16 protein-coding genes are annotated in these 16,023 nt (G+C 53.7%); 8 read left to right on the top strand and 8 right to left on the bottom strand.

Annotated elements, in window-relative coordinates:
* The first annotated feature begins 15 nt into the window (after nucleotides 1–15).
* Nucleotides 16–384, top strand: a complete 369-nt coding sequence (locus tag ACN06F_RS14965; RefSeq protein ID WP_095604490.1) for an I78 family peptidase inhibitor — start codon at nucleotides 16–18, stop codon at nucleotides 382–384.
* Here ACN06F_RS14965 and ACN06F_RS14960 read toward each other — a convergent pair.
* Entirely contained in the window at nucleotides 381–986 is a 606-nt protein-coding gene (locus ACN06F_RS14960; protein ID WP_433924181.1) for a LysE family translocator, read from the bottom strand. The two genes, ACN06F_RS14965 and ACN06F_RS14960, sit on opposite strands and share 4 nt — an antisense overlap.
* Nucleotides 987–1,081: 95 nt before the next feature.
* On the opposite strand from ACN06F_RS14960, the gene ACN06F_RS14955 reads away from it, so the two are divergent.
* Together ACN06F_RS14955 and ACN06F_RS14950 are read left to right on the top strand one after the other, a co-directional pair.
* Nucleotides 1,082–1,822, top strand: coding sequence for a PLP-dependent aminotransferase family protein (locus ACN06F_RS14955; protein WP_433924180.1), 741 nt, complete (start codon nucleotides 1,082–1,084; stop codon nucleotides 1,820–1,822).
* A complete protein-coding gene (locus ACN06F_RS14950; protein ID WP_433924179.1) occupies nucleotides 1,803–2,480 on the top strand; it encodes an aminotransferase class I/II-fold pyridoxal phosphate-dependent enzyme in 678 nt (225 codons plus the stop codon). The genes ACN06F_RS14955 and ACN06F_RS14950 overlap by 20 nt, the downstream gene beginning before the upstream one ends.
* A gap of 39 nt (nucleotides 2,481–2,519) precedes the next feature.
* Here the strand turns inward: ACN06F_RS14950 and ACN06F_RS14945 are convergent, their stop codons facing one another.
* The 7 genes from ACN06F_RS14945 to ACN06F_RS14915 form a co-directional block, all read right to left on the bottom strand.
* On the bottom strand, nucleotides 2,520–3,524 hold the full coding sequence (locus tag ACN06F_RS14945; RefSeq protein ID WP_433924178.1) for an ion transporter: 1,005 nt from the start codon (nucleotides 3,522–3,524) through the stop codon (nucleotides 2,520–2,522).
* A 32-nt stretch (nucleotides 3,525–3,556) separates the two neighbouring features.
* Complete coding sequence (locus tag ACN06F_RS14940; RefSeq protein ID WP_038478207.1) at nucleotides 3,557–4,084, bottom strand: acyl-CoA thioesterase; 528 nt, start codon at nucleotides 4,082–4,084, stop codon at nucleotides 3,557–3,559.
* A gap of 80 nt (nucleotides 4,085–4,164) precedes the next feature.
* Nucleotides 4,165–5,475: a short-chain fatty acid transporter gene (locus ACN06F_RS14935; RefSeq protein WP_038478204.1), complete on the bottom strand. Its 1,311-nt coding sequence runs from the start codon at nucleotides 5,473–5,475 to the stop codon at nucleotides 4,165–4,167.
* A gap of 218 nt (nucleotides 5,476–5,693) precedes the next feature.
* A complete protein-coding gene (locus ACN06F_RS14930; protein WP_095604493.1) occupies nucleotides 5,694–6,992 on the bottom strand; it encodes an MATE family efflux transporter in 1,299 nt (432 codons plus the stop codon).
* Between the two features lie 12 nt (nucleotides 6,993–7,004).
* Nucleotides 7,005–7,253, bottom strand: a complete 249-nt coding sequence (locus ACN06F_RS14925) for a YfhL family 4Fe-4S dicluster ferredoxin (RefSeq protein WP_038478199.1) — start codon at nucleotides 7,251–7,253, stop codon at nucleotides 7,005–7,007.
* A 72-nt stretch (nucleotides 7,254–7,325) separates the two neighbouring features.
* Nucleotides 7,326–7,820: a pantetheine-phosphate adenylyltransferase gene (gene coaD, locus ACN06F_RS14920; protein ID WP_120386351.1), complete on the bottom strand. Its 495-nt coding sequence runs from the start codon at nucleotides 7,818–7,820 to the stop codon at nucleotides 7,326–7,328.
* A complete protein-coding gene (locus ACN06F_RS14915; RefSeq protein ID WP_433925124.1) occupies nucleotides 7,817–9,703 on the bottom strand; it encodes a beta-ketoacyl synthase in 1,887 nt (628 codons plus the stop codon). The genes coaD and ACN06F_RS14915 overlap by 4 nt, the downstream gene beginning before the upstream one ends.
* A gap of 210 nt (nucleotides 9,704–9,913) precedes the next feature.
* Here ACN06F_RS14915 and trmB point away from each other — a divergent pair, with 210 nt between their 5' ends.
* From trmB to glnE, 5 genes are all read left to right on the top strand, one after another.
* On the top strand, nucleotides 9,914–10,579 hold the full coding sequence (gene trmB / locus ACN06F_RS14910) for a tRNA (guanine(46)-N(7))-methyltransferase TrmB (RefSeq protein ID WP_038478192.1): 666 nt from the start codon (nucleotides 9,914–9,916) through the stop codon (nucleotides 10,577–10,579).
* Complete coding sequence (locus tag ACN06F_RS14905) at nucleotides 10,576–10,905, top strand: DMT family transporter (protein WP_038478189.1); 330 nt, start codon at nucleotides 10,576–10,578, stop codon at nucleotides 10,903–10,905. The genes trmB and ACN06F_RS14905 overlap by 4 nt, the downstream gene beginning before the upstream one ends.
* Nucleotides 10,906–11,063: 158 nt before the next feature.
* On the top strand, nucleotides 11,064–12,485 hold the full coding sequence (gene dacB, locus ACN06F_RS14900) for a D-alanyl-D-alanine carboxypeptidase/D-alanyl-D-alanine endopeptidase (RefSeq protein ID WP_038478186.1): 1,422 nt from the start codon (nucleotides 11,064–11,066) through the stop codon (nucleotides 12,483–12,485).
* Nucleotides 12,486–12,513: 28 nt separating this feature from the next.
* Complete coding sequence (locus ACN06F_RS14895; RefSeq protein WP_038478183.1) at nucleotides 12,514–12,885, top strand: diacylglycerol kinase; 372 nt, start codon at nucleotides 12,514–12,516, stop codon at nucleotides 12,883–12,885.
* Nucleotides 12,886–12,958: 73 nt separating this feature from the next.
* Nucleotides 12,959–15,958, top strand: coding sequence for a bifunctional [glutamate--ammonia ligase]-adenylyl-L-tyrosine phosphorylase/[glutamate--ammonia-ligase] adenylyltransferase (glnE, locus tag ACN06F_RS14890; RefSeq protein ID WP_038478180.1), 3,000 nt, complete (start codon nucleotides 12,959–12,961; stop codon nucleotides 15,956–15,958).
* Nucleotides 15,959–16,023: the final 65 nt, after the last annotated feature.

The following is a 16,023-nucleotide window of genomic DNA, read 5'->3' as shown; positions in this document are numbered from 1 at the left end:
CAAGGAAGCGCCATAATGAATCACCCAACACGCTGTGCGAAGAAGAAAGTGAGCCGCTTAGCTGCATTACTCGCGTCAGTATTGCCAGTCTCGGTCTTATTGGTGGCATGTGCAGGCTCACCCGATAATGTCTCCGCTCCAGCGCCACCTACTGTAGGTCAGACTTCTAGCGTGACGAACACCACATGCGATGCTGACGCGGTCCAGTATGCTATCGGCTCTCCTTTTGATGAAGCCAATGTGCCCACGCTACAAAGTGAGAGCGGTGCCAAGCAGGTCCGCGTGCTTAGGCCTAACAGCGCCGCCACCATGGACTACCGAGAAGATCGCTTAAATATTCTTCTTGAAAGTAATGACATGATTGAAGCGCTGCGCTGCGGCTAGCGTAAGATCAGTACGACACAGGCGGCCGTTAACAGCCCCATGGTGATATTAAATAACCGCCATGCTTTATCACTTTTGATCCACTGTCCAATAGCGCTGCCAAACGCTGCCCACAGGGCAATGCACGGCAGCGCGACCAATTCCGCAAAGCCTGCTAACACTAGTGCGTTTACCACGGGTTGGCCATTTTCGGGAAGAAACCCCGCCATTAACGCCAGCCCCATTACCCACGCTTTGGGGTTGGCGAATTGAAACATCGCGGCTTGAAAAAAGGTTAACGGCACTCCGTGTTGAGTTCCGTTGAGATTTGGCGGTGGTGCAGTGGCTATCTTCCAAGCTAAATACAACAAATAGGCGCTACCTACCCAGCGGAGTGTCGTTTGCACCATAGGAAAGCGTTCAAACAAGACGCCTAGCCCCAGCGCGATACCGGAAAACAGCAGAAAACAGCCGCCTAAAATGCCCCACATATGAGGCATGGTTCTGCGAAACCCAAAATTCGCCCCAGAGGCGGTCAGCATAATATTGTTTGGCCCAGGGGTAAGCGTCATCGACATCATATAAAGCGCAGCTGGGCCAAGCAGTAGCCATTCGTTGTTCATTTTGTATCCATACAATTTTGTGGTTTAAATTGTTTTTTGATCGCTTTTGTAAGCATAATGGCGGGTAAATCTACGTCAAAGGTTTTATTGTCACCATGACAATTTGGGTGCCTTCACTTGAGTGTTTTTCTGGGCCACGCTATCGCGCGATTGCTCAGTCTATTGGCGCAGCCATCTCGGCCGGCGAACTTGCCCCAGGCGAACGTTTACCACCTCAGCGGCGCTTAGCGGATGCGTTGGGGGTAACCGTAGGCACCGTTACTCGGGGGTATGCTGAGGCAGAGCACCATGGCTGGGTAACCGCTCGAGTAGGCAGTGGAACCTTCGTCAAACAACCTGAACCAAGAACCGTTTTTGATATGGCATGGCGGCAGAATGATGACAGCGATGTCATTGATTTAAGCTTAAGCTTGCCGCCACCTCATTCGCTTCGTTTGCAGGCGTTCAGTGCTGCATTAAAGGCTATGAGCGAATCGCCTTCTGCAGTAACACGAGGAGTCTCCTATCTTGATGCGAGGGGAGCCGAAGGTCACCGCGAGAGGTTGGCAGGGTGGCTAGCGCAGTTAGGTATGTCGCTGGATGCGGATGAGCTACTGATTACTCAGGGAGGACAGCATGGCATTAGTCTGGTGCTTAGTACGTTGCTGCGCCCTGGTGAACTGATGGCGACCGATGCCTTGACCTATCCAGGTGCAATTAGCGCTGCCCAGCAAGCACATCTAAAAATGGTCGGCATTGCCTTTGATGAATCGGGGATGTGTATGGAGGCGCTGGAGGCCCAGTGCGCCCGCCAGCCAGCCACCCAGGTTAATCTATGTGACACCCGATCAGAATAACCCTACTGGGGCTTGTCTCAGCGAGGCGCGGCGAGAGCAATTGGTGGCGCTCGCCAGACGCTATGACAGTTGGCTACTGGAAGATGGTGTGCAGTATTTGCCTGCTGAGCAGCGCGGCACACCGCTGTATCAGTTAGCACCAGAGCGAACGCTGTTTGTCTTCAGTACCGCAAAGGTATTAGCGGGTGGGCTGCGTATCGGAGTCTTGCGGACGCCTGATAAGCTGCTTGAACGCCTAGCTGCTGGGTTAAGAGCGCAGAGTTGGATGGTGCCGCCGCTGATGGTTGATATTGCCTGTTATTGGATCGCTCAGCCCGAGGCAGCTTCGCTGCTTGCATGGCAAACCGAGGAGCTGGCCGCGCGACAGCAAATAGTGACAGAGGTGCTTTCCGATTACACGCTGGGTCGAAGTCACAACGGCAGCAATGTCTGGCTTACGCTGCCGGAAGGGAGTCGTGCCATCGAACTGTGTGAACGCTTGCAGCTGGAAGGCGTTAAAGTTTCAAATGCGGAGCCTTTTTGCGTGGGAAGTACGCCTGCGCCCCAGGCCATTAGGATTTGTATTGCCGCTGCTGCTGACAGGCAGACATTAACCCAGGCACTGAACGTTATTAAGCAGTGCCTGGCTCAGCCACCGCTGGCGACCGTTACCGTATAGCAGGGCTGGCTATTAATAGCCCTGCTATTGGTAACCAAACTACTCATAACGGTCCTTCCATCCTTGATGGCGTACCTGCTCTTTGAGCATTTCGAGAATGTCGTAAAGCACTTGTTCGGTGACATGCGCGCTTGTTTCATCCACGGTCAGCCAGCTGTTGAAGCCTGTTTCAGCTGTACGCTCAACCAGTTGACGAAACTCTGTTGAGTGAATGCCCTGAGCGAGTTCATCCACCAGCCGCTGGGCAACTCCGCTAAGTGACGCCTGCATAGCGTTTGAAGCCGTGTGCCCCATGGGAAGGCGGTGTAGTTTTTGAATTTCTGGGCTTTCCCGCAGTGTTCGGTTAACTAAGTCATCAATCGCCGCCATGATAGCGATGCGGTTTTGTTGATAGGCCTGTCCCACCGTTGTTTCTAACCGCTGAGCAATTTCATGAATTAGCTGAGCCTTGCGAGGTAGGATAACGCGATCAATAACCCGCTCTGTTAGTGAATCGCTAGCGACAATTTGCTCTTGTACATTACCTAGTAAGCGCAGTGCAATGCGGTCGGAAAGCTCTTCTAGTAGGATGTCGTAATACTTGGCAAAAAAGCGGTAGCTGGACCAGCTTGTCACATCAATCAAGCGCAGCCGATGCAGTCGGTTTAATAGCGATACCACGCGCAGCACGCGCAATAAGCGGAATCCGCTGAGGGGAATGCAGCCCAATACGTCGTACCAGTTAACAAACGGGTAGAAAAACCAGCGGTGATAGCGCCGCTCGGCAATTGCTACCGTCCAGCCCAGCAGCACATCCGCTATAAAAATACCCACGAAAAATAAGTCGATGGTAATAAAACGGCTGTGGATCACTGTGTCGTAAAAAGCGTGAAAGCCGGGTGTGAGGCTGGCAATGGTGTCGTTAATCGGCTCAATCAGAAATAACGAGTCAAACAGTAACAGGCTAAGGTTGATGATAACCGCGGCGAGAATAAAAAAATCCCAGCCGATATGCGCATACTCAACGGTTTTAGGTAGGTGTGGGTAGCGCTCCCTGGCGGGCATGAGGGCTCCTTGCTCTGGGGTGTGGGTTAGCGTTAAGAGTGCTGCTGATGGTGGTTTTTATGAGTTAGCAACTCTTCCTGCTCTGCCTGCTTACGCAGTTTTTTGCGTAGCGCGGCTTTTTCGAATCTCAGTTTCTGTAGCGACGTTTCCAACGCTAGCGGTGGCACTAACGCCGGCTTGCCGTCTGAATCTACTGCCACCATGGTGAGATAACAGCTATTGGTGTGACGAATCAGCTTCTCACGTATATCTTCGGCTACTACCTTAACCCCGATCTCCATAGAAGAGCGCCCCACATGATTGACGCTGGCAAGAAAGGTTACCAGCTCGCCGACGTGGATCGGCTGTTTAAACAGCACCTGATCGACGGAAAGCGTGACGACATAATGACCAGAGTAGCGGCTGGCACAAGCGTAGGCCACTTCATCGAGCTTTTTAAGAATAGCACCACCATGTACTTTCCCGCTGAAGTTCGCCATATCGGGAGTCATAAGAACCGTCATAGAGAGTTCATGCTGGCCGGGTAGGGCGCTATTTTCTGAGTTCGATGTTGCAGACATGGTAGAACCTTATAAGTTGAAAATGCCCGCCCATGAGTGGGCGGGCATGATAGTGAAAGGAGCCTTTAAAGGTATAGAGCTTAGAACCAGACTAAGCCAACAGAGATGATAATGCCGGTAATCAATAGCTGAACTAGGCAGAAGCCCATGATGTCCTTGGCCTTCAAACCCGCAATCGCCAGTACCGGTAGAGCCCAGAAAGGTTGCAGCAGGTTGGTCCAGGCATCGCCCCAGGCCACTGCCATGGCAATACGTGGAATATCAGCACCCAGCGCTTCTGCGGCAGGTAGCATGACTGGGGCTTGAACAGCCCATTGGCCACCGCCGGAAGGCACGAACAGGTTCACTATGCCGGCACTTAGGAAGGACCAGAATGGCAGCGACGTAGCGGTGGCGAAAGAGACTAACCACTCAGACATGCTCTGAGCCAATCCCGACTGCACCATTATGGCCATAATACCCGCGTAGAAGGGGAACTGAATGACGATGCCAGCGCCGCCTTTTATGGCTTCGTTCAAACTGTTGAGCAGGTTGCGCGGTGTACGATGCAGCACAATAGCTAAGAATAGGAACAGGAAATTAACGACGTTCAGGTTCAAGCCACCACTACGGAGCAGAAAATGGTCGAGCAGGAACAACAGCCCCGGAACGCCCACTAGCAGGGCGAGAGGCATACTGTTTTCGAGCTTTTCGGCTGGGCGGGTAATACGGCCTTGCTGTTCGGGTTCATCGTTTAGCAGCTTGGGATCCACATAAACGCTGTCTTTTTCGTCCGGCAGCATGAAGCGGTTAACCAGCGGTACGGCGATAAACAGACAAATAACAATCGCAAGGTTAAAGAAGGCAAAAATGGTTGAGCCGGTACCGATAACGCCGATTTGATCAGCGGAGAAGTGGCCTTCAGTAGCAATAGTCAACGGAATTGAACCAGCAAGACCGCCATGCCATACCACGAACCCAGAGTAAGCGCTGGCAACCAGAAGCCGATAGTCCACTCGTACCAAACGAGCGAGCTCTTTGGCAAAAAGCGCCCCAACAACCAAGCCAAACCCCCAGTTAATCCAACTAGCCGCGAGCGAAACGAGCGTGACTAAAATGATCGCGCCACCAGGGCTTTTCGCAGTGCTAGCAATTTTCTGCAGAATTCGTTTGACCGGTGGTGAGCTTGCCAGCATGAAACCCGTGACGAGTACCAGCAGCATTTGCATTGAGAAGGTGAGTAGCCCCCAAAAACCATCTCCCCACATGCGCAGCACGGCAAGCGGTGTTTGGCGCTCAACGGCGATGGCAGCCACGGAAGCAATTAACGTGAGCAGCAGAACAAAGATATAGGGGTCTGGCAAATAGCGCTCGACCAGCTTAACTGCCGGTTTTGATATGAGTTTTAACATGAGTGCTCTCTTTATTCGTTATTAAGATATGCGTGGCTAATATACGGCGGTACACCGTATTTTTCATCCATTGTTAGGTGCTTTCTCAAGTGCTTGCTCAACGACTGGCTCAGAGAATCATTATTACGATAGACCAGTTGGCAACAGCTAAGCGTGGTGGGCTTCAACGGTGGGAGGGCACGATGAGTTTAGCGGTGTGGATTTCAGCACTATGGGCTTTAGCCCTGAGGGCACCAGTGGCGTTGACGGTAGCGGTAGTAGTAGGCGATCAGTACCGCCGAGCGTGTGAACATAAAGAGCGTAAAGGCTAACCACAGGCCATGGTTACCAAGCCCTTGGGATAGCCACCAAGTTGGTAGGTAAATCGCTAAACCGATAAAAATGCTGTTGCGCATTTCGCGCACAGCGGTGGTGCCGATAAAAACGCCATCTAATAAATAGCTCCATACGGCTATCAATGGCATCACGACCATCCAGGGCAGGTAACTAGCGGCGGTGGCACGAACCTCTGCCAGCCCTGTCAGCATGGCAACTAAATAGTTTCCACCCAATGCGAAGGCAAAGGTGGCTACAGTGGCTGTCCAGAACGAGAATTGTGCTGTTGCCCGAACCGTCGCTGCAAACTCCCGCCAGTCACGCCGCCCAAACGCGCGGCCTACCAGCGATTCCGCTGCGTGGGCGAAGCCATCAAGTGCGTAGCTAGTGAGCATAATAAATTGCAATAGCACGGCATTGGCGGCTAACACCGTATCGCCCTGGCGTGCCCCTTGAGCGGTAAAAAAGGCCATGGCAAACAGCAACCCTAAGGTGCGCACAAACAGGTTGGCGTTAACATTAAACAGGGCTGAGTAGGCTGACACTACCAAAAGTCGCTGCCGTTGAAAGCAGCCTTCCAAGTGGCCAAGCTGACGTAGTACCAAATAGCCGCCAAAGGTTAGCGCACTGTAATCGGCAATCACGCTGGCCAGGGCGACGCCGCCGCTGGTCATTCCTAGCCCTACGACAAACCAAAGATCGAGCACGATATTGACGCTGTTGGTCAGCACTAAAATCATCAGCGTAACGCGGGCGTTTTGTTGGCCCAAAAACCAGCCGAGGACGGCGTAGTTCGCCAGCACTGCCGGGGCTGACCAGAGGCGTATTTCGGCATACTCGCGTGCCAGTGGTGTCGCCGCTTCACTGCCGTCTAACAGCCATAAGCCGAGCGAAATCAGCGGCGAGCCAAAGATAATCAGTAGCGCGCCGATAACGGCCGCCATAATGAGCGACTGCCCCAGCAAATTGCGCACATCGCTATGTGCTTCGCGCCCGATTGCCTGGGCAACCAACCCCGTGGTGCCCATGCGTAGAAAGCCAAACCCCCAATAGAGGAAGCTAAACAGCGTCGCCCCGAGGGTCACGGCAGCCAGATAGCGAGAATCGGGCAGGTGCCCGACCACAGCGGTATCGACCAGCCCTAGTAAGGGAACTGTTATATTCGAAAGAATGATTGGCCAGGCAAGAGTCCAAATACGCACGTTTCAGTGGGCCTAAGCAGCAGTAATGATGCGGTACTTCTCCATGAGTTTCTCGTGGGTTTCGGGACGCTCTGGGTCGAGAGGAATGCAGTCCACTGGACACACTTGCTGGCACTGTGGCTCATCAAAGTGACCGACACATTCCGTGCATAAGTTGGGGTCAATAACGTAAATCTCTTCGCCAGGAGAGATGGCGTCATTGGGGCATTCAGGTTCGCAGACGTCGCAGTTAATGCATTCGTCGGTGATCATCAGGGCCATGGGCGTACCTCACGAATGGCTTTTCGCCCAGGCAGTTATATACCTGAGCGTTTTACTCAACAATATCGATCGCTAGATAGTGTAGTGCTTACGCAGTGCCTCTGCGACCTGCGGGTGAACGAGCGGTGAAATATCACCGCCCAGTTTGGCGATTTCTCGCACGATGGTCGACGAAATATAGGAGTTTTCCACCGCTGGGGTGAGAAAGACGCTCTCAAGCTCAGGGTTTTGCGCCCGATTCATATTGGCCAGCTGTAGCTCGTACTCGAAATCCGAGACAGCCCGCAGGCCACGTAGAATAATAGTGGCACCCTGTTCATACATCATTGTGGTCAGAAGTGTTGAAAAGCCGATGACCTCTACGTTCGGTAGTGAAGCACACACCGTTTTGGCCAGCGCAATACGGGTGTCTAGCTCAAGGCTAGGCTGCTTGCCCGGGCTCGCCGCGACGGCAATGACCACCTTATCGAACATCCGTGCGCCGCGTTCGATAAGATCAAAGTGGCCGTTGGTGATAGGGTCAAAGGTCCCGGGATAGACGGCAACATTTACACGTTGATCGCTCATTCGGGTGTCTCCTGCTCGTCAAGCTGACCAAAAGGGTTGTCCGCCGTTAGCGAAACGGCGTGATCATAGCCCGGGATATGAATGCGGTCGGCGTGGATCTCAAGCTCAGGGCCTTCTAGAACGGCTTCACCAAACTGATAACGAGGCGCATAGTGCCCATGATCAGCGTCTGCTAAATATGCGGCGGCATTCTCGCGCACAGCTTCCCGACGCGTTTTCCAAGCGCTGATGGCAGCGCTGCCGTGGCGTTGAGTGAGCAATCGTTCGGTGACCTGAGGGGAGAGCACGACGCCAGTAGCGTTATTACCGCCGAACCCTTTTGCATTAATAAAGGCAGCATCGGCGCTAAACGCCACTGGGGTAGTGGAAAAACGTAGCCGCTTAGCGTACACATCGTCCGCGACCGCGTCTAAGGTGGGAATACCTGGCAGTAACCCGTGGGCAAAGCTGCCCAGAGCGCTTACCAACTGATCGCCTGCCGCAGACCCTTGGGAGTGGCCGATAAACGCTTTAATAGCGACCACTGGCCAGTTCTCGATGCCATTTGCACGGGCAATTTCATCAAAAACATGGGATTCAGTCGTGCGATTTTTGGGAGTGCTGGTGCCATGGGCATGCAGGAAGGTACGCTCTTTTAGCGCTTTCTCACCTAGCATATCTTTTACCAAAGCGGCTGCCTTGCCTAGGGTGATGTAGTTACCAATGCCGGGTGCGGAAATAGAGCGCTTAAAGCCATCAGCGTTAACGAATACATCAGGCACTGAAGCTAGAATATCCGCCCCTAACTCAAGCGCTAACGCGTCGTCCATTAACAGCACGAACTGGCTCGCTTCCGCCATGGTGAAGCCACAGTTGCGTGCGAACGGGCGACAGGCGCGCTGGTAGTCAGCGTCGGTAAGTAGCGCTAAAGAATCCAGTGCTTTCAGGCTGGCATCATCGGCCAGTGCGCCCATCGCGCGGAAGCCTTCGATGATTTCGGGGGTAATCGGCGCATCTGCGGTGCCTACCATAACGACCCGGCAACGCCCTGTGCGAATATCATCAATACCTAGGCGCAGGTTATATAAAAAGCTTGCGCAGGCACCTAAGGCAGCACCCGTACTTCCCACGCTGCCTAATACGTAGGCATTGAGGAAGTCGGCGGGCATTTGCCCGTAACCCAGCGGCATCTGCTTAGAGGTGGCACGTTGGCCACTCACCAAGCTCTTTAGTAAGCCACCCCAACCTTGGTCATCTAATTGGCCAATAGAGTTGCCCGCATATACAGCAATATGGTCAGGGTCAAGCCGCTGGCGAATTGTTTCCCAAGCGAGCCCGCTAGCACCTAAGCAGTCACTAGCACTAAAGACTGCCATCGACAGCCCGCGCGGATGATGCACGCTACGGTAAAGGCTAGCGGGGTCGAAGCCACTCGGCAGTTGGGCTGCTGCACGCACCTTGGGCTCTAAAGCGTCAGGCAGCAGAGCACTAAAGTTTCCCGCGGGCACGGTGACGGCGACTACCTTCGCGTCGATGTCCTCCACCTGCCATCCTTCCGGCAGCTGTTCGGGCAGCTGACGGCGGCGCAATGTAAACCGCACCGGTTCAGACAGCGTCATTTCTGCCCGTCGGTTGGCTGGCAAGCCCGGGGCGAGAAAGCGTGGATCTTCGTTGCGCCGAATCAATGTGTGGTTAAGCACATGATCGCGCAAGGTTTGAGCAGGGGAGTCAATGGGCTGGCCGGCGCTATCCTGCCAGCCGTTAGCGGAATGCTCGGCAAGGCGCATAAGCGCTGCCAAGCCTTCCAGTGTTTGGCGCTGCTGGTCAGCTGGAAGAGCATCAAGCACGGTGCGGCGGAAGGCCTGGTGGCCCGAGGTTCTGCCGGCGGGATTGATGCCGCCCATGCCGACAATCACCGGTAAGTGTGACAAGCCGGGTTCCTCGTGGTGCGGTGGTTTTTAGTAATAGCTATTGTCAGAGGCATAGCAAAAAAGTGCTGCTCATCTGCGCTTAATAATACTCTCGAACGTGATCATAGCACCGGGCGTGCAACGGCGTCATGCCGCGTGCGCGGTAGACTGATAGAATCACGTTTTTTTTAAGCAGGGAATGGCATGCAGCATACTTCACGACCCGTGGTTTCCAATCAGCCCGGCCCGCATCACGATGTAGCGCGCCGGGTAGCACGTGCCTTGGAAAACCCACTGCGAAAGCCAATCGCTGCGCATACGCAAAAGGCTTTTGAAGACGCGCATACGTGGCTTCAAAAGCAGCAAGCGCCGTTAATCCTAGATGCTGGCTGTGGTGTGGGGCTTTCGACACGCCGTTTGGCAGAACAGTTTCCAGCGCATGCGGTGATCGGCGTCGATCGAAGCGAAGATCGGCTAAGTCGAGACCATGGAGAATTGCCTGCTAATGCACTGTTGGTGCGGGCTGACCTTGTTGATTTCTGGCGACTAGCTGAACAGGAAAAATGGGCGCCCGAGCGGCATTTTCTGCTTTACCCCAATCCTTATCCAAAAGCTGCGCATTTAAAAATGCGCTGGCATGGGCATCCTGTTTTCCCCACACTGCTAGCCCTTGGCGGGCATTTAGAAGTGCGCTCCAATTGGCAGTTGTATGTTGAAGAGTTTGCTTTGGCAACCGCCCTGGTAACGGGAAAGCAGGCAACGATTGCCGCGTTGGTACCTAACGGCAGCTATCTAACACCTTTTGAAGCAAAATATGATCAAAGCGGCCAAACGCTTTGGCAGTTGCAGATTAAATTGGAGCGGGCATGACGTTTGTATATTTAGTGCTAGCGATTGTTGCCGAGGTTATCGCCACTAGCGCCCTCAAGTCGTCAATGGGATTCACACGACCGTTTCCAAGCATCATGGTCGTTGTGGGCTACGGTGTGGCATTTTATCTATTGAGCTTGGTGTTGCGGACATTGCCGGTCGGTATTGCTTATGCCATCTGGGCAGGTCTGGGAATCGTGTTGGTCACGCTGGTGGGCATTGTAGTTTTCGGTGAGAAACCTGATTTACCTGCCGTTATCGGCATTAGTTTGATCGTGGCTGGGGTAGTCATACTTCAAGTCTTTTCAAAAATGAACGTGCATTGAGGAACGTAAGCGTGACGTGCTCAGATACTAGGTCTTCAAATATTGGGTCTTCAGATATTAAGTGTTCAGAAGTTGGCTATTCTGCGGTGGCATTCTCAGCGTTTAATCATTCGGTTAAATCATCCCTACGCCGCTGGCATCGGGCGTTGGTGACCAGTGTGGTAGGTGCCGCCATATGCGCAAGCCCTGCACTGTATGCCGACTTCAGCCAGCTTGGTCAGTTAGAAAGCAAAGGCTTCTCAATTAGTGCTGAAGCACGCTTACTGGATGCGGATACCGGCAGTAATACATTGCTGGGTAGTCTGAATCCTGAGCGTCAGCTATCGCCAGCGTCTGTCACCAAAGCCTATATGTCTGCTGCGGCACTCAATCGTTTTGGGCCCCAGCATCGCTTTACTAGCCAGCTTGTCAGCACAGGTAGTGTGGAAAATGGTGTATTGCGTGGCGACTTGGTATTTGAAGGTGGGGGCGATCCAGGCCTTACAACTGAAGACCTTTGGCGGTTAGTGCAACGTCTGCAGCTGGCTGGTGTGCGCGAAGTGGATGGCGCGCTGGTGGTCAGTCAGTGGCGCTTTGGCCCTGTTGAGTGTATTACCACGGACCGCTGTAATGCGCGTACCCGAGTCACCAATGCTTACAGTGCGCCGCTCACCTCGGCAGGTGTCAATTTTGGTAGCTGGTGCGCCAATATAGCCCCTGCTGCGGCAGCGGGAGAGCCTGCCCGTGTGGGGTTATGCGATAGCCAGGCGCCGTTAATTGCTATTGATAACCAAGTTATCACGCGCCCAGCTAATAGTGGCACTGACATCAGTGCAGAACGGATTACCGATGAGCGCGGTGATGTTCTGCGTCTTACCGGGCAAATTTCAACCAATGCCGCGGCTCGTGATGTTTACCGTGGCGCTGGTGATGCGGCAGAGAAAACGGCTCAAGTATTGTTAAGCATGCTAAATCAGGCGGGTGTCAGCGTGCGAGATCCCTGGCGGGTTAGCTCCACGCGTCCGCCCAGTAGTGCACAGCGTTTGGCAGCCGTTGACAGCAAGCCGCTGCAGGAGCTGCTGCTGCGTACCATGAATTACTCCAATAATTACATGGCTGATGTGCTGGCGCTGAACCTGGTGGAAACACCCCAAGCGCAATTGCGCCAAGCGGGGGAGGCGATAGAAGCCTATGTGAACAGCTTGTCGGGCCATGGTCCGTTAACCTTACACAGCGGCAGCGGACTGACGACTGATAACCGTACCTCCGCCCACGGCGTCAATGTGATGTTGGAGGATATGTTCCGCCAGAGCGCCTTGTTCCCCAGTTTTGTCGCCTCTTTCCAGTCGCCTGCCAATGGGGTCATGCGCTTTATTCGCCGTGGTTCTCCAACGTTTCAAAATAACGTGATGCTGAAAACAGGCACGCTCAATCAGCCGTTTGCTGTTCGCGCCGCGGCGGGCTATTTCCGTACCGCCCAGGGGCGCTGGGGCGTTTTTAGTGTGCTGGTTAACGGCACTGGCAGTACGCCTTATCTTAGCTGGCCCGAGGTATTAGATCCGCTGTCGCTGGATTTAGATGCGATGATATTGGCTAATTAATCTTAATCTTACCGCTGAGGCAACAGGCATGAAGCCAGGACATACGGGGTTAACCCATTTAATGCACTCAACGCGCTATTCATGGAAAGGGCTAAAAGCCGCTTTTAGAAATGAAGCTGCGTTTCGCCAAGAAGTGGGTATTACAGCGGTGTTGCTGCCGCTGGCTTGGTGGATTGGAGAAGGGCCCATTAGCTGGTTGCTGCTGGTTGGCAGCCTGTGCCTTGTGCTGATTGTGGAACTGCTTAATAGCGCTATAGAGAACGTTGTTGATCGTATTGGCACCGAGCATCACGAGCTCTCAGGGCGTGCTAAAGATATTGGCTCGGCGGCGGTTATGCTGTCATTGATCATGGCAGGCTTAACCTGGGGGCTGTTAGGCTGGCAAAAATTGGTGGGCTAAATTGCTTTTATTCAGCTCATGCAGCGACCCGCTTTATCAACAAACATAATAGACGCTTGGCAGAGAGGTGGTTATGCAGTTAGACGACGCGTTTTTCCCCCAAGTTGGGCTGCCAACAGCGCTTAAGCCCGCCGCTCAGCGCGCCTGGCAGCGATTAAGTGAAGCGCTTAGCCAAGCTGATAATATTGCCTCAATGACCCAGCAGTCGTTGCCTTCCAGTAGTTGGGAGGCACTTTCTGATGCGCGTCGTGAAGCGTTAGCCAACGTCGTAACCGTCTCAAGCTTCGCTCTAGATACCTTGGCACGCTTTCCGCACTGGCTGATTGATTTAGATGTAGCTGGCGAGCTGGATGCGATAGCAAGTAAGGAGTCGCAAGCGAGTTGGTTAGATGATGCGCTGGAAAATGCCGATGATGAAGAGGCAATGCATCGCGCTATTCGCCGTTTCCGCCGTGCCCGCATGCTCGGGATTGTGTGGCGCGATCTTAATCGTCCTGATGGCTACACCATGTGGGACACTGCTCAGGCAGTCTCGTGGCTGGCGGAAGTCTGTATTGAAGCCGCGCTCAGCTGGCTTGAGCGTTTTTACGCTCCACGCTGGGGATTACCTGCGGCCCGCAGAGATGGCTCGTCCCAGCGGTTGGTGGTGCTGGGTATGGGTAAGCTCGGCGCGGGTGAGCTGAATCTTTCCTCAGATATTGACCTGATCTTCGCCTTCCCTGAAAAAGGTGAAACCGAAGGCGGGCGTAAGCCCCTTGAGCACCAAGAGTACTTCACCAAACTAGGTCAGAAACTGATCGCCGCTTTAGATGCCATGACGGCCGACGGTTTCGTATTTCGCGTTGATATGCGGCTGCGCCCACTGGGTGATGGTGGCCCACTGGTGGGCAGTTTCTCGATGCTCTCCAGTTACTATCAGGATCAGGGTCGTGAGTGGGAGCGTTATGCCATGCTCAAAGCGCGTCCCGTCGCAGGAGATATCGATGGTGGGCATGAATTGCTCGCAAGTCTCAGGCCGTTTGTTTACCGCCGCTACCTGGATTTTGGTGCGATTGAGTCGCTGCGTGAGCTAAAGGCGATGATCAATCGCGAGGTGAAGCGCAAGGGCATGCAAAGCAATATCAAGTTAGGGCCTGGTGGAATCCGGGAGGTTGAGTTCGTTGTCCAGGCATTTCAGCTGATTCGCGGTGGACGTGATACCGAGCTTCAAGTGACCTCACTCAAGACCGCCCTTCATCGATTGCCTGAACTGGGGCTGTTGCCTCAAGCGGTTGTCGATGAGCTGCTACCCGACTATGCGTATCTTCGTGACATGGAACACGCTATTCAGGCGCTAGAAGACCGTCAAACCCAAACGCTACCCGTTGATGATGAAGATCGGGAACGGGTAGCTTTTGCCTTGGGACATGAAGATTGGCCTGGGCTTATCGCGCGGCTGGAGGAAGTGCGCGAACGCGTTCGTCAGCACTTTGATGCGGTGATCGCTGACCCCGAAGAGGATAGCGATGCAGAGAGTAGCGACGATAACCTTGGTCTGTCTCAGTGGCGGTTATTATGGCGCGGCGAGCTAGAGCAGGAAGAGGCGGCAGCACTGCTAACTGATGCTGGTTTTATAGAACCAGAGAAAGCGCTTAAACGTCTGCAGAGCCTTTACCATTCTCGCCAAGTGCAAAGCATGCAGCGTATCGGCTTTGAACGGCTGGATGCGCTGATGCCGCTACTACTGGTTGCCGTTGCCGAAAGTGAATTGCCGGATAACGCGCTTAGTGGTGTCCAGCCGCTGATCGAGTCGGTGCTTAGGCGAACCGCTTACCTTGCGCTGCTGCGTGAAAATCCACAGGCGCTTGAGCACCTAATGAAGCTGTGCTCGTCCAGTCACTGGATTGCAGAGCAACTTGCGCGTTACCCGATACTGCTGGATGAGCTACTAACGCCGGATACGCTTTACACCCCCGCTGACAAGTCACGCTTGGCAGACGAGCTACGCCAAACATTGAGCCGCTTGCCAGAAGATGATGATGAGGCGCAGTTGGAAGCGCTTCGCGTGTTTAAGCATGCGCAGATGCTTCACGTTGCTGCATCGGATATCGCTGGAACACGCCACTTGATGAAGGTGAGCGACTACTTAACGTATATCGCTGAAGTCATTCTAGATGCCGTGCTAGCGATGGCCTGGAAACATGTCACGCGGAAACATGGTGTTCCAGAAGGCCTCAATACACGAGAGCCAGCGTTTTTGATTGTGGGGTACGGCAAGCTGGGGGGCATTGAACTTGGTTATGGCTCTGATTTGGACTTGGTGTTCCTTCATGATAGCGACGGAAAAGGCACTACCGATGGTGCTCGGCCCATCGATACAGCGGTCTTTTTTACCCGTCTAGGCCAGCGCATTATCCACCTCTTAACCGCAGTAACGCCTGCCGGCAGCCTTTACGAGGTTGATATGCGCCTCCGGCCTTCGGGCAATGCAGGCCTGTTGGTGACCTCTTTAGATGCTTTTGCGGATTATCAACGCCAAAACGCCTGGACCTGGGAGCACCAAGCGCTGGTACGCGCGCGCGTTGTCGCCGGTAGTAACGCGCTGGCGAGTAAATTTGATGCGATCCGTGGTGAGATGCTGTGTCGCGAGCGTGACCCGCAAGCCTTAAGAGACGACGTTGTCAGCATGCGTCATAAAATGCGTGATCACCTTGGTTCTAAAGGGCAGGGTTCAAAAGGGACGGCCTCTAAAGGGCAGCCAGGTAGTGCGGACGGAGAGGTGTTTAGTCTAAAGCACGATGTGGGTGGCATGGTCGATATTGAGTTTCTTTGCCAATACGCGGTGTTATCACTAGCTCATGACACGCCTGCATTAATCACGTATAGCGATAATATCCGCATTTTAGAAACCCTCGCCAAGAGTGGTCATATTACCGAATCAGAAGCGGAGCAACTGCGGGAAGCGTATCTCGCTTATCGTAGCCGTACCCATCGTGCGGCGTTAACCGGGGAAAAAACTGTCGTTGATGCACAGGCATTCAAAGCCCATCGCGATGTGGTTATTGCACTTTGGCAGCGTTTTCTTGAACCTTGATTGGCGAGATGAGTGTTTTTAAGTAGCATCGATAGGGAAGATAGCCTGATAACAATAAGGAAAAG

This window comes from Vreelandella sp. 21 (assembly GCF_050995515.1).
GTDB classification, from domain to species: Bacteria; Pseudomonadota; Gammaproteobacteria; order Pseudomonadales; family Halomonadaceae; genus Vreelandella; species Vreelandella alkaliphila.
The sequence above is the reverse complement of the archived record's forward strand: the minus strand, read 5'-3'. Positions and strand labels throughout refer to the sequence as shown.

What these genes read in the sequence shown, in the direction of transcription:
- ACN06F_RS14965 (WP_095604490.1), top strand. Translation starts at nt 16, where the DNA reads ATGAATCACCCAACACGCTGTGCGAAGAAGAAAGTGAGCCGCTTAGCT.
- ACN06F_RS14960 (WP_433924181.1), bottom strand. Translation starts at nt 986, where the DNA reads ATGAACAACGAATGGCTACTGCTTGGCCCAGCTGCGCTTTATATGATG.
- ACN06F_RS14955 (WP_433924180.1), top strand. Translation starts at nt 1,082, where the DNA reads ATGACAATTTGGGTGCCTTCACTTGAGTGTTTTTCTGGGCCACGCTAT.
- ACN06F_RS14945 (WP_433924178.1), bottom strand. Translation starts at nt 3,524, where the DNA reads ATGCCCGCCAGGGAGCGCTACCCACACCTACCTAAAACCGTTGAGTAT.
- ACN06F_RS14940 (WP_038478207.1), bottom strand. Translation starts at nt 4,084, where the DNA reads ATGTCTGCAACATCGAACTCAGAAAATAGCGCCCTACCCGGCCAGCAT.
- ACN06F_RS14935 (WP_038478204.1), bottom strand. Translation starts at nt 5,475, where the DNA reads ATGTTAAAACTCATATCAAAACCGGCAGTTAAGCTGGTCGAGCGCTAT.
- ACN06F_RS14925 (WP_038478199.1), bottom strand. Translation starts at nt 7,253, where the DNA reads ATGGCCCTGATGATCACCGACGAATGCATTAACTGCGACGTCTGCGAA.
- coaD (WP_120386351.1), bottom strand. Translation starts at nt 7,820, where the DNA reads ATGAGCGATCAACGTGTAAATGTTGCCGTCTATCCCGGGACCTTTGAC.
- ACN06F_RS14915 (WP_433925124.1), bottom strand. Translation starts at nt 9,703, where the DNA reads ATGGGCGGCATCAATCCCGCCGGCAGAACCTCGGGCCACCAGGCCTTC.
- trmB (WP_038478192.1), top strand. Translation starts at nt 9,914, where the DNA reads ATGCAGCATACTTCACGACCCGTGGTTTCCAATCAGCCCGGCCCGCAT.
- ACN06F_RS14905 (WP_038478189.1), top strand. Translation starts at nt 10,576, where the DNA reads ATGACGTTTGTATATTTAGTGCTAGCGATTGTTGCCGAGGTTATCGCC.
- ACN06F_RS14895 (WP_038478183.1), top strand. Translation starts at nt 12,514, where the DNA reads ATGAAGCCAGGACATACGGGGTTAACCCATTTAATGCACTCAACGCGC.
- glnE (WP_038478180.1), top strand. Translation starts at nt 12,959, where the DNA reads ATGCAGTTAGACGACGCGTTTTTCCCCCAAGTTGGGCTGCCAACAGCG.